The sequence below is a fragment of the Paenibacillus sp. Mc5Re-14 genome (assembly GCF_001049835.1).
In the GTDB taxonomy this organism is placed as follows: domain Bacteria; phylum Bacillota; class Bacilli; order Paenibacillales; family Paenibacillaceae; genus Paenibacillus; species Paenibacillus polymyxa_C.
Window position 1 is genome coordinate 621081 of the sequence record NZ_CVPD01000001.1, and the last position, 12935, is coordinate 634015.

Consider the following 12935-nt stretch of genomic DNA (forward strand, 5'->3'; position numbering starts at 1 on the left):
ATTTTACTTAATTCGTGTGAACTTCTGGATCAACGTCCAATTCATAATCAATTTCATCAAAACCGAATCCAAACAATTGAAGGAAATCCAAACGGTATTGTTCAAGATCACCCAATTCGGATACGTTTTCGGTAGTGATCTCAGACCAAGCCGCTTTAACAGCTTGTTGCACATCCTCTCTCATTTCCCAGTTATCCAGACGAATGCGCCCTTCTTCGTCCGTTTCCACTGTGGACCCATTGTATAACGTCTCGAACAGACGTTGCGCCTGCTCAATACATCCCTCGTGTAGTCCTTTTTCTTTCATGACCTTAAACAGTAAGGATATATATAGAGGCACAACAGGTATAGCGGAACTGGATTGTGTAACCAAAGCTTTATTCACTGAAACGTAGGCCTTCCCATGATAAGGCTCCAGTTGCTTTGTTAAAGTATGTGCGGTGGCTTCCAAATCATTTTTAGCTTGGCCAATGGTTCCTTTACGGTAGATAGCCTCCGTAATCTCGGGACCAATATACGAGTAAGCCAGTGTGGTTACTCCTTCAGCCAGCAGGTCGGCTTCTTCTAACGCTTTTAACCATAAAGACCAATCTTCTCCACCCATGACCGTGATGGTATTATCAATCTCCTCCTGCGTAGCTGGTTCCAGCGTAATTTCCGATACGACACCCGTATTCGTATTCACCGTTTTATTCGTAAAAGGCTGTCCGATAGGCTTGAGAACGGAATTGAAGGTTTCTCCTGTATCTGGGTGGGTCCGCCGTGGTGAAGCGACACTATACACGATCAAGTCTACCTTGCCCAGTTTTTCCTTGACCAGCTTTAACGTCTCTTGCTTAATTTCATGGGAAAAAGCATCTCCATTAATGCTTTCCGCTATGTAGCCAGCCGCTCTAGCCGCTCTTTCAAAGGCCACTGTATTGTACCAGCCTGCCGATGCTGTGCGTCCCTCTGAAGCAGGACGTTCAAAGGATACTCCAATGGTGTCAGCTCCCATACCAAAGCTTGCAGCAATGCGTGAAGCCAGTCCATAGCCTGTGGATGCTCCGATCACGAGTACCTTTTTAGCTCCTTGTAATGCTGTGCTGTCTTTGATGTAGTTGATTTGACGATTAACATGAGCCGCACATCCTGCAGGATGTGCAGTCGTACATATGAAACCACGAATTTTCGGTTTAATAATCATTGCAAGGGTCCCCCTACTTTGGCATTCATTTAATATTGATGGAAATGGTTGTCCAGTCATAACTATATTACAAATCAGCTTGTGGCTCAACTTATAACATAGTACTTGAGGGCAACCGATCATATACTCGACAACAGACATCCCCGAACCACCGACTCTATAAAAAAAGAAAATCGCCGTAAACATCATAGTCTCCAGCGCTCTTTCACTCCACTATTCATTTTGACTCATTCTCTAGCAACATCACATCTTCTCCTTGCTGTTGTCTTTTTTTGATATTCGCTCTTCCCCAGGTACACATTAAATCAATTATTTCATTTGCTGTTATACCATATTCCGTTATATAATACTCCACTTTTGGAGGCATTTGATTATACACATGTCTGCCAACGATGCCATCCTTCTCAAGTTCACGAAGCTGCTGTATAAGAACCTTTTGAGAAACGCCTGGAATACTACGCTGTAATTCACTTGTCCTCTTTCTACCAGCCATTAATAAACATATGATTAAGGATTTCCACTTACCTCCGATGATCTCAAGTGTTGCTTCTATGCCTAAATTATATTGTTTCATACGACCACCTTTTCACCGCTAAAATAACTAAGTTGATCCAATTAATTCTATAATCACATATCTTTACTCTAAGTACCATGCACACTTTCAAGTAACTATATTACTTTATTGTGTGTATTTACTTTTTTTATAGCGTACAGAATAATAAGACGTATCCCCAAAAAGCAAATGATGCTATGTAAGAAAGGTGATTTATGATGAAGACTCTCGTGATTTTAGCACATCCGAATATTGAAGATTCCAGAGTAAATCAAAGATGGAAACAAGAATTGCTTCAATATACCAATGAAATTACAATTCATGAAATTTATAAAGAGTATCCAAACTGGAATATTGATGTTTTGAAAGAACAAAAGTTACTTGAAGCACACAACAATATCATATTTCAATTTCCTTTATATTGGTACAGTTACCCTCCTCTGTTAAAAAAGTGGTTTGATGATGTTTTTACGCATGGATGGGCTTATGGTTCAAAAGGTGATAAGTTAAAAGGAAAGAAGCTAGGGATCGCCATGTCGATTGGTGATAAAAAAGAAAACTACTTATCTACTGGTTCCGTTACCTTTACGGTAGATGAAGTTATAGCACCTTTCAAAGCAAGCGCAGTACATGTTGGCGCCACGACATTACCCTATTTCGCTGTCTTTGGAGCCTCGTTTCAAGCAAGTGATGAAGACATTAACCAAAGCGCAAAGGACTATATTAAATATATATTCCAGTATAAATAAAATGGCTGTTTTACAACACGCATCTTAACCATATAAAAACAGGCTCTTGGTGGCATCCAGCCAATCCAAGAACCTGTAATGGTTAGGTATAATGCGGTCGAGAGGACTCGAACCTCCACGGGGGGTTAGCCCACACGGACCTGAACCGTGCGCGTCTGCCAATTCCGCCACGACCGCATACTATGTATTGATGGCAACTTTTTTAATCACCGTAATTAAGATTATATCTTGCATAGAATTTAAAAGCAAGCCATTTTTATATTATATTTTCTATGAATAATACTAGCAAATATAATAAAACCACTGGATATCACCAACCAGATATGGTAAGATGAACGCATCAGGAAAGGAGGTGCGTCAACATCAATAATCACATGTTGAGCGTATCCCTTACCCGGTCCGTTATTCTCTAATTTACAGAGTTGACGGAGGCGCGGGATACGGATCAAGGCTTTAATTAAGCGCCACGGGTAGAAAGGCCGTCTACGGACGGTCTTTTTTATTTCAGTATCATACTTAGTATAGATAAGATTACATAATGTGAAAAGAGGCGTTACAATGTCAATTAGATCTGCGAAAGTAGAAGAGTTGAAAGAACTGGTAGCCATCTGGCTGGATGCTTCTGTAGAAGCCCATCATTTTATTGCTCCACAGTATTGGAAATCTCAAGCTGCCGAGATGGAGAACAAGTACCTTCCCCTCGCTCAAAACTACGTTATCATACAGGATGATCATACGATTGGCGGCTTCGTTTCCATGTTGGATGGATACTTGGCTGCTCTGTTTATACGTGTTGATTCTCAAAGAAAAGGCTATGGCAAGCTACTATTAGATTGGGTTAAGAAGCAGCATGACGAAATTCAATTAAAGGTGTATCAGTCCAACACGAAAGCATTTAACTTTTATACTAAAAATGGATTTACCATTCAAGCGGAATCTGTGGATGCCGAAACTGAGGAGAAGGAATTTGTGATGATATGGACTAAACATTAATAATAATGAAGCACCCTTTAACTTTTTAGAACAAAGGCTCCGCTCCCGTATCCATACGGCACAAGCAGAGCCTTTTAATTTTATCTACTAACTGTCTAGTCTCTTATTTAAGCCCATAAACCTCGGTATATAAAATCTCTTTAAACGGAGCAAACGCCGATTCAGCCAACGCACCTGGATAGCTCATAATCTGAAGCCGCAGATCTGCCTGTCCTTCTCTTAAAGGGGGCTGTACATATTCAAAATCGTTCAGATGAAACCCTAATCGTTCGTAAAAGCCGATTCTTCTCCGTGACCATTCATCCACTGGCGGCTCAACCTCCAGCACTACCGGTTGGTCAGACTGTGAGACAAATTTCCTCATAAGCTTTTTGCCTAATCCGCCGCCTCGTATACGGGAATCTACCGCAATATGCTCTACAAATCGAAAATGTCCGAATTCCCAACCTACCAAGAAAGCCACTATGTTCCCCTGCTCATTCTTTTCAGTCATAATGCGATAGCTAGGATGTTTTAGCAAAGCCTTTTGAGCCTCAAACGTCCTACATTCTGATGCTGGAAAAGAAGACTCCATAATCGCATATATTTCAGGAAAATCGTGTTCATTTATCATATATCTCCAGCTCCTTTACCTCTAAATTCCCCAAATGACAGGCTGTCTTTATTAAGAGGAAGAGGGATGTTTAGATCTTGTTTAATTCCGTAAGCGTCAGCAACATATGTTCCAACAACTCTGAAATATCCTCCATCTGATCTTCGTTAATTTGCCTGGAAAATCGGAGTTCAATCCTATTATGGTATGTAGATGTCTTCTCTCCGTAAATCTGACTTAGCGTCTGTACTGGTCGAAGTTCAGGCTTCCAAATTTCGGCCAGTATTTTTTCAATCCGGCTGCATTGTGCCTCAATATCTCGAATCTTCATATCAAAATACAGCAATAAGCTACATCCCGGAGTTTGATCTTCCATTTCCAAAATTTCTGCAGCCAGGTTGTTTAAATCCATTTTTAGTTGAAGTTCTGCCGTCACACCCGGCTGTTCTCTCAGACTGAACTGTACGCCAAATTCACGCGACATTACCGACATTTCCAATCTATCGATTCGCTGTGTAATGTTAATACGTGAATCCAGATTATCCAGATCATAAACCGCATTTTCCATAGCCACTTTTAAATTATCAAAAACGGTCGGGTCGAACATTTTTCTCACCTCCAATTATGGAGTATAACATAGCTTGTGTTACTCCTAAAGGATGCCCCTTTTCACGAAAGCATATTAAGACGGAATTCTATAGTATACAGTAAGTTGGCTAACTCTTAATTGAAAATTAGTGAATAAATTTGTAAAAACTCATAATTGTGACAAAAAAATATATATTTTTGTTTATTGTTACATTTTTATTCCAATTTACTGGAATATACTATATAATAATGAATGGGATTAGTAAGTATATTATATAAATCCCAAAATAAAAGAAGGGAAGAGATGATTAAATGAAAAAGGCAGTTTTTTCCACACTAGGTCTTGCACTTCTATTAAGCACATCCACCGCTGTTGCATCTGCTCAAGAAGCAGCATCCGCTACAAACGGCTTAACTCCTTCCTCTGTACTTGAATATCATGAACAGGAACCAAATGATAGTTTTGAACAGGCTAACTACTATTTTATAGGTGACGCTGTTATCGGAAGACTTGGTGCCGAGGGTGTGCCTGGAGTCTGGGAAGCCTACGATGTATATAGAATTAAGGCTTTTGAATCGCAAAAAGTCCATTTTACAATTCAGGGAGACAGATATTCTGATTCCTGGTTGCAAATGACTGTTTACGATAATACTGGTCGTAAAATGAAACGTTCAAGAGATAGCCAATATTCTTTAGAAGTAGAACTTGAAAAAGGTAAAGAATACTACCTAGCCGTCGAGGTTTTTCCAGGAATTCAACCTGGAGGACATATATTTGACTATAAAGTCTCTTCTGAAGCTGTAAGGTAGACTAATTAAATTTATGTAACTTTTCAAGTTGTGTATCGTTCTTTAATGCCTGTTGTCGTATTGGATACAAGCAACAGACACATATAAAGACTAAAAAATCCTAACTACATCAAAAAGCCTCACCCTTTTTTAAAAGGGCGAGGCTTTTGTAGTTGAGTCATTCCTTCGTTAAACTCAGTTCATTTAATTTTGCCTTTTCCTTACGACAAACGCGAGCTAAAGTCCTCGTAGGAGAACTGACGGATTACCTTGATGCCCTCTTCATCGTTGTAGCTGGCGATGGCTGGCAGGTTGACTCCGTTGAACATATGGTTTTTGACCATCGTGTAATGGGCCATGTCGCAGAATACAAGCTTGTCTCCCGGCTTCAATGGCTCTTTAAAGGAATAGTCACCAATCACATCTCCAGCCAAGCACGTAAGTCCTCCAAGTCTGTAAGTATGTGCATACTCACCAGGCTTGCCAGCACCAATGATATTCGGGCGGTAAGGCATAGCCAGCACATCAGGCATATGACATTCAGCCGAAGTATCCAGAATGGCAATGTCCATTCCGTTTTTCATCGTATCCAATACGGTTGCAACCAGATATCCGGTGTTCAGAGCGATAGCTTCGCCTGGCTCAAGATAAACTTGCACACCGTATTTATCCTGAAAATATTGGATACAGCGTACCAGTGTGTCCAGATCATAGTCTTCTCTGGTAATATGGTGACCGCCGCCAAAATTGAGCCATTTCATTTGCTTAATGTATGGCCCGAATTTCTCATCCACGACTTTAATAGTTCGCTCCAGCGTATCAGAATTCTGTTCACACATCGTATGAAAATGAATACCGTCCACGCCATCCAGATCCTCAGGTCTAAAGTTAGCCAGAGTCACACCCATTCTGGAGTTGTTATAGCAAGGATCATACAGCGGCGTTTCGATTTCCGAATATTCCGGATTCACTCGAATGCCGATATCGATTTTTTTGGAAGTTACGCCTTGCACTCTGCTTTTGAAGCGGTTCAGTTGATCAAAGGAGTTGAAGACAATATGGTCAACATACTCCAATAGCTCATCAAATTCACTGTCAACATAAGCTGGTGCGTATACGTGAACCTCCTTGTCCATTTTTTCGCGACCGAGTCTTGCCTCGAACAACGAACTGGAGGTTACGCCTTTTAAGTATTTGCCAACCAGAGGAAAGGTCGAAAACATCGAAAATCCCTTAAGAGCAAGCAGAATACTGCAACCTGTCCGCTCTTGTACGGAATTCAAAACCTCAAGGTTTTTGACAAGAAGTCTTTCGTCAACAAGATAACAAGGTGATGGGAGTCCGGTAATATCAATATTCATCGCAGACCTCAATCAAGCAACGTTGGCGAAAAGTTCTCTTGCCATGGCAATCCGTGTTTATTTAGTGCTTCCATGAATGGATCTGGATCGAATTCCTCAACGTTGTAAACGCCTGGCTTTTTCCAGAGACCTTTGATGATAAGCATTGCACCGATCATGGCAGGAACACCTGTTGTATAAGAAATGGCTTGGGAGCCAACCTCTGCATAACATTCCTCATGATCACAAACGTTGTAAACATAATAGGTTTTTGGCTTTCCATCTTTCACGCCTTGGATGATGCAGCCAATGTTTGTTTTGCCTTTTGTTCTTGGTCCCAGAGAAGCCGGGTCCGGCAAAATAGCTTTCAGGAATTGCAGTGGAATGATTTGTTGTCCTTCATAATCAATAGGCTCGATCGAAGTCATGCCTACGTTTTGAAGTACGTTCAAATGATTCAGATAATTGTCCGAGAACGTCATCCAGAAGCGGATTTTTTTCACGCCTTTAATATTCACTGCAAGAGATTCCAGTTCCTCATGATACAAAAGATATATATTTTTCGGTCCAATTTCAGGCAGGTCGTATACTTTTTTCTCAGAAAGTGGCTCAGTTTCAATCCATTCTCCGTTTTCAAAGTAACGGCCTTTCGCTGTAATTTCACGAATATTGATTTCCGGATTAAAGTTAGTTGCAAAAGGATATCCGTGGTCCCCTGCATTTGCATCCACAATATCAATCGTATGAATTTCATCAAAATAGTGCTTTTGAGCATATGCCGTAAATACTCCAGTCACGCCTGGATCAAAACCGCTGCCCAGCAGAGCTGTAATTCCTGCTTTTTCGAATCTTTCTTTGTAGGCCCATTGCCAGCTGTATTCAAACTTCGGCGTATCCGGCGGTTCATAGTTCGCCGTATCAACGTAATGAACACCTGTCTCAAGGCAAGCATCCATTATCGTCAAATCCTGATAAGGGAGAGCCACATTGATAACTACATCCGGTTGAAAGCTTCGAATCAAGTCAATGACCATGTCGGTGTTGTCAGCATCAAGCTGAGCCGTTTGGATCTTCGTACGACCTCCACCCAGCTTCTCTTTAAGCGCATCGCATTTCTCAACAGTTCTGCTTGCGATACAAATTTCTTCAAATACATCTGGGTTTTGGCAACATTTATGCACCACAACGCTGGCCACGCCACCGGCGCCAATAATCAATGCTTTTCCCAAAATAAATAACCTCCTTATTCCATACGCTAATCGCTATTCATTCTTGCAAACAAAATGATTATAAAGACATCCCACCAAATAATCAAGAAAAACGACAATTTGCTGTGTCAAAATTCACAGGAGCATGTCACAAAAACTTTACAAATCCCAAAATTATGCATAAATTCTTTGTGAAGCGAGCCAAAAGCAAACATTTCCCCATACATTACAAGGAATCCAACACACCTTTAATGGAAGTTTTCTTGAATATAATGCTCATGTCTTAAAGAAATCATATTATCTTATTTTTGAACAAAAGACCACCCCTCCGCGTCCTATGAAGAAGATTCATGGGGTGGTAAAATAATGGGCTGATAGGCTAATGCTTCATCTACAATCTCTGCCGCACTCAAATCACGGTCATCCCAATAAATCAAATTACTAATCCCCGGATGAGGTGTATTTTGCATGACTTCAGTCAGCATGCTGTCAAGTTCCTCCTCCGTTCCCTCGCCTCTGATAATTTTGTCCACCAACTGTATAAGCTCACTTCGGTTTAACTTTTGGAGTTTCAATGGGTTTCGGTCCAGACTCATACAATCGCCCTCCTAGGTATGGATATAGTCAACATAGTGTTGTAGCCTTACACTTCTAGTGTAAGCACTATACGACCTATTATGGAGCTTTAAGAAGTGTCATAATAAATAAAGCCGCCCCCGGTACGGGAACGGCTCTATGTCGTAATAAAGCATATTAAACCATGATTTTGCAAATATCGTTCGTGAATTCAACCGGATCTTGCAGCGGCAAGCCCTCGATCAGCAAAGCTTGATTATACAGTAATGCCGTATAGAGGTTTACCTTCTCCTTATCCTCGGCAAAGGCTTCTTTCAAAGAGTTGAACACCGCATGGTTCACGTTGATTTCCAGCACTTTATTCGCTTTGACATCAGCGTTATTCGGCATGGCGTTCAAAATTTTCTCCATCTCAATAGTCACTTCGCCGTCTGCGGACAGACATACTGGATGTGTTTTCAAGCGTTTGGAGGCTTTTACACTGGATACTTTGCCTTCCAGCAAGCCCTTCATGTACTCGAACAACTCCTTGTTGTCGTTTTGTTCCGCTTCAGTTTCTTTCTCATTTTCGTCAGATTCAATCCCCAGATCGCCACTCGATACGGATTTGAATTCTTTCTCTTTATAGCTTAAGAGCATTTTAATAGCGAACTCATCAATATCATCAGTGAAATACAAAATTTCATAGCCTTTATCGGCCACTAATTCGGTCTGCGGCAGCTTTTCAATACGCTCGTTGGACTCCCCGGAAGCATAATAAATATACTTTTGATCCTCTGGCATACGAGATACATATTCGTCCAAAGTAACCTGTTTTTTCTCTGTAGAAGAGTAGAACATAAGCAGATCTTGAAGGGTTTCTTTATGTCTGCCGTAATCGTTGTAGACACCAAATTTCAATTGTCTGCCAAATGATTTGTAGAATTGATCATATTTCTCCCGATCATTTTTGAGTAGTGTCAATAGCTGGCCTTTAATTTTACTTTCGATATTTTTGGCAATCAGCTTCAACTGACGGTCATGCTGCAGCATTTCTCTCGAAATGTTGAGTGACAGGCTTTCAGAGTCAACCATACCTTTCACAAAGCTAAAATAATCCGGCAGCAGGTCAGGAGATTTTTCCATGATCAGTACACCGTTGGCATACAACTCCAGCCCTTTTTCATATTCCTTGGAGTAAAAATCAAACGGTATGTTCTCAGGAATAAACAGAATAGCTTGGTACACTACCGCGCCGTCCGCGCTGACATGGATATGCTGGAGCGGCTTGTCGTAGCCATAGCGTTTTTCCGCGTAGAAGTTTTGATAATCCTCGTCGGTTAGCTCGCTTTTATTTTTTCTCCAGATGGGCACCATGCTGTTAATACGCTGTTCTTCTTTGTAATCCTCAAACTCGTTGTCGCTTCCTTCTTTCAGACGCTTGCCTGTAACATCCATTTTAATCGGGTAGCGGATAAAGTCGGAGTATTTTTTAATAAGCGCTTTTAAACGGTACTCGTCCAAATATTCGTCGTAGGACTCATCCTCGGTGTTTTCATTGATTTTCAGTACAATCTCGGTTCCGACCTCGTCCTTCTCAGCCGCCTCAATGGTATAACCGTCAGCACCTGTTGATTCCCATTTATAAGCCGTATCGCTTCCCAAAGCCTTGGTAGTTACTGTAACTACATCTGCTACCATGAAAGCTGAATAGAAGCCAACGCCGAATTGACCGATGATGTCATGACCATCCTTGGACTCATTTTCATTTTTGAATGCCAATGAACCACTTTTAGCAATGACGCCCAGATTATTTTCCAGTTCTTCCTTGGTCATCCCAATCCCGGTATCACGCAGCGTTAGCGTTCTATGATCCTTATCGGCAATTACTTTAATATAATAATTTTCTTTGTCAAAGACCAATTGATCGTCTGTCAGTGCTTTGTAATAAATTTTGTCAATCGCATCACTTGCGTTGGAGATCAGCTCTCTTAGGAAAATTTCCTTTTGAGTGTAAATCGAGTTAATCATCATTTCGAGCAGACGCTTGGACTCAGCCTGAAACTGTTTTTTCTCCATTCGGATATCTCCTTTCAAATATAAACCTATGTAAGGCCAGCGGATAAGAGCTATGCAAACGATTCAACTTTGTTAGCACTCCCACCATTCGAGTGCTAGCCTACCTTTTTTATAACATTCCTCATTTTTTATGTCAATATCTTGCTTAACCTGCACAGTAAAATTACATTTCAGGAAATCGCTAGTGTCTGATCTGCTTAAACATAACGTTAAACAGTTCGACAGTGGATGGAAACAGCCCCTGCACATGAGGAAGCAGATTACTCCTGATCCGTAGCTCATCCTCATCCAAATGCCTTAGATCCTCATGAAAGAACCATACAATAGGATAATCCCCGTCCTTATGTCTGCTGCCTGCATTTAAACACACAGGACCCTGATTGTCTTCTGCAATTGCAAATGGAATATAGCCTGCTGACAGCAAAGGTGACCATTGATCGATCAAATCATAAAATGCCTTTAAGCCATGACCTATCGGCAGACGTGGAAACTCTACAAACGTACAATCGCTCCAGTATACTCCCGGAATAGATTCATTATCGAATTGTAAAGATACATAATGGTAGGACATGATAAAATTCCTCAGCAGAGGCGGCAATTCAAAATGGTATTTTTCTTCCATATCCCGAACTTCCTGTTCTGTAATCTGTGAAGGAATAGGTTTCCACTTGATCCATCCCTCCTCATCGACGTTCCCATCACGCATTTCGAACGGTACATTTTCTTCCACATCCATAAAAAAGGCTTCATTCATCTGTGCAAATAACTCCTTCATGGATGTGCGAATATCCGCTTTCTTGTCCATGTTCTCACACCTCTTTCCTTTTTATTCCCATTTTGCACCATAGGTGTATGCCTCATGCGTCTTTATATGAAAATAGCATTGCAATTTATCCACTACTCTTTTTATGTTCAGCTTATCAGAACTTGCTTTTTTCACCATTTGCGGAATATTAGTATTACCAGCGCAATGGCTCATAACTACGCCAGAGCAACCAACGCTCTGTCTCGTGAATTGGAGCAGTGCCAATGCTATATTCATCCTTTGAGCCACTCTGCAAATCAATCAAATGAAGCATACCGCCATACGTCCCAACCGCCAGCATGCCTTCATCAGGTGTAACTGCCAGCCCGGATATCGTACTGCCGACAAAATAGCGCCAAAGTTCACGCCCCTCTCTATCAATAAGACGGAGATAGCCGTAGGCATCACCTAGAATAGATCCTTGTGTCAGCGCTACTGCAGCGTATACTCGCATTTCTTCATTTATTATCGGCCATTCTTCCTTATTCTGAGCAATTCCCTGCTCCACTTCGGCAATTGGCATCTGAATGGTGGCACCGTTGTAGAAATGACAGGCATTGTACCAGACATCCATATCATCTTTGGAAAATAGGGCATAATGCGGATAGCTGGAGCCTGGCTCCAATGTATGCACCGTCTTATCGGTTAAGTCCATAAGCAAATGCTCACTCATCTGGCTGCCATATGCGAGCCAGCGTCCATCCTTCGACACAGCTCCATGCGCCATATCCACAATCGTGTCTTCCAGTCCCAATTCCCTTCGTTCAGACGCCGTGGGATGAATCAATTCCACCTGATCACCAGCCAGCAAATAAACACCGTAACCGCAAACCAGCAACAGACGCTGTCCATCGCCAAAAGGAATCACTTCATCTAATATATCCTCAGGGTGCTCCTCATCCGCCAAGCATTCCAAGTCAGGAATAGATGCTTTTAAACGGGCTTGTATATCCTTCCACTGAAAATAGGCTGTCTCTTCCCCTTGCAGATTCCGATCCGGTTGACGAACAATCCGAATCCCATTTCCACCCACCAACGCAAAATAACTCCCGTCCGGCGAACAACCTACTCGGTGCATTCCAGGGATTTGCCTGATTCCATCTTTTCCCGCCACATAGATCTGTCCGCGTTCCCGAGGATTGCCTGCATGTAGAATGACTTCATTGCCTCCATTTATAAAAGCCATCGGCCTAACGGCTTGCAAAGCCTCCTCAAACGCTGCTGTAAGCGGCCAGGATGCAGCCGGAATCTCCTGACGTAACTGCTCTATTTCCCCGGCCTGATTTGCCTCCTGAATCATACGAAAAATATCTTCGGCTAGTTTGGAGCGTTCGTCTTGCTTTGGCTCTGGCTGCTCCTGCTGCCACTGACTTTCCATACCGATTCTGACAAATTCATTCACGTCTGCGGCATACCTTTTTCCTTCCTGTCGCCACTGTGCCGCCATTTCATGATCCAACCAACTCATCCTGCTTCCCCCATCCAGTGTATGTATGTC

General features: G+C 41.8%; 13 protein-coding genes and 1 tRNA gene. 3 read left to right on the plus strand and 11 right to left on the minus strand.

Translation table 11 applies throughout. The annotated features are described in order from the left end of the window. Positions 1 to 7: 7 nt before the first annotated feature. Positions 8 to 1186, minus strand: a complete 1179-nt coding sequence (gene fabV / locus BN1546_RS02800; RefSeq protein ID WP_090735846.1) for an enoyl-ACP reductase FabV — start codon at positions 1184 to 1186, stop codon at positions 8 to 10. 217 nt (positions 1187 to 1403) lie between these two features. Next, on the minus strand, positions 1404 to 1760 hold the full coding sequence (locus BN1546_RS02805; RefSeq protein ID WP_090735849.1) for a winged helix-turn-helix transcriptional regulator: 357 nt from the start codon (positions 1758 to 1760) through the stop codon (positions 1404 to 1406). Between the two features lie 197 nt (positions 1761 to 1957). Here BN1546_RS02805 and BN1546_RS02810 point away from each other — a divergent pair, with 197 nt between their 5' ends. Further along, positions 1958 to 2488, plus strand: coding sequence for an NAD(P)H-dependent oxidoreductase (locus BN1546_RS02810; RefSeq protein WP_040101681.1), 531 nt, complete (start codon positions 1958 to 1960; stop codon positions 2486 to 2488). Positions 2489 to 2580: 92 nt separating this feature from the next. Here BN1546_RS02810 and BN1546_RS02815 read toward each other — a convergent pair. Beyond that, positions 2581 to 2665, minus strand: a tRNA-Leu gene (locus BN1546_RS02815). A gap of 381 nt (positions 2666 to 3046) precedes the next feature. Between BN1546_RS02815 and BN1546_RS02820 the strand changes: the two genes are divergently transcribed. Continuing rightward, positions 3047 to 3481: an N-acetyltransferase gene (locus BN1546_RS02820; RefSeq protein ID WP_090735852.1), complete on the plus strand. Its 435-nt coding sequence runs from the start codon at positions 3047 to 3049 to the stop codon at positions 3479 to 3481. Positions 3482 to 3584: 103 nt separating this feature from the next. Here the strand turns inward: BN1546_RS02820 and BN1546_RS02825 are convergent, their stop codons facing one another. Together BN1546_RS02825 and BN1546_RS02830 are read right to left on the minus strand one after the other, a co-directional pair. After that, positions 3585 to 4094, minus strand: a complete 510-nt coding sequence (locus BN1546_RS02825) for a GNAT family N-acetyltransferase (RefSeq protein ID WP_090735855.1) — start codon at positions 4092 to 4094, stop codon at positions 3585 to 3587. Between the two features lie 70 nt (positions 4095 to 4164). After that, a complete protein-coding gene (locus tag BN1546_RS02830; RefSeq protein WP_090735858.1) occupies positions 4165 to 4680 on the minus strand; it encodes a hypothetical protein in 516 nt (171 codons plus the stop codon). A gap of 293 nt (positions 4681 to 4973) precedes the next feature. Here BN1546_RS02830 and BN1546_RS02835 point away from each other — a divergent pair, with 293 nt between their 5' ends. Then, positions 4974 to 5471: a hypothetical protein gene (locus tag BN1546_RS02835; protein ID WP_058829372.1), complete on the plus strand. Its 498-nt coding sequence runs from the start codon at positions 4974 to 4976 to the stop codon at positions 5469 to 5471. A 200-nt stretch (positions 5472 to 5671) separates the two neighbouring features. Here BN1546_RS02835 and nspC read toward each other — a convergent pair whose 3' ends face one another. From nspC to BN1546_RS02865, 6 genes are all read right to left on the minus strand, one after another. Next, positions 5672 to 6811, minus strand: coding sequence for a carboxynorspermidine decarboxylase (gene nspC, locus BN1546_RS02840; protein ID WP_013370431.1), 1140 nt, complete (start codon positions 6809 to 6811; stop codon positions 5672 to 5674). Positions 6812 to 6819: 8 nt separating this feature from the next. After that, on the minus strand, positions 6820 to 8019 hold the full coding sequence (locus BN1546_RS02845) for a saccharopine dehydrogenase family protein (protein ID WP_013370430.1): 1200 nt from the start codon (positions 8017 to 8019) through the stop codon (positions 6820 to 6822). A 314-nt stretch (positions 8020 to 8333) separates the two neighbouring features. Then, complete coding sequence (locus BN1546_RS02850) at positions 8334 to 8594, minus strand: bacteriocin immunity protein (RefSeq protein WP_013370429.1); 261 nt, start codon at positions 8592 to 8594, stop codon at positions 8334 to 8336. 157 nt (positions 8595 to 8751) lie between these two features. Then, positions 8752 to 10632, minus strand: coding sequence for a molecular chaperone HtpG (gene htpG, locus BN1546_RS02855; RefSeq protein WP_090735861.1), 1881 nt, complete (start codon positions 10630 to 10632; stop codon positions 8752 to 8754). 181 nt (positions 10633 to 10813) lie between these two features. After that, positions 10814 to 11437 carry an SMI1/KNR4 family protein gene (locus BN1546_RS02860; RefSeq protein ID WP_064963206.1) on the minus strand — a complete coding sequence of 208 codons (624 nt, stop codon included), beginning with the start codon at positions 11435 to 11437 and terminating at the stop codon, positions 10814 to 10816. A 154-nt stretch (positions 11438 to 11591) separates the two neighbouring features. Further along, the gene (locus BN1546_RS02865; protein WP_090735863.1) at positions 11592 to 12905 is read right to left on the minus strand and encodes a WD40 repeat domain-containing protein; all 1314 of its coding nucleotides are present in this window, start codon (positions 12903 to 12905) and stop codon (positions 11592 to 11594) included. Positions 12906 to 12935 lie beyond the last annotated feature (30 nt).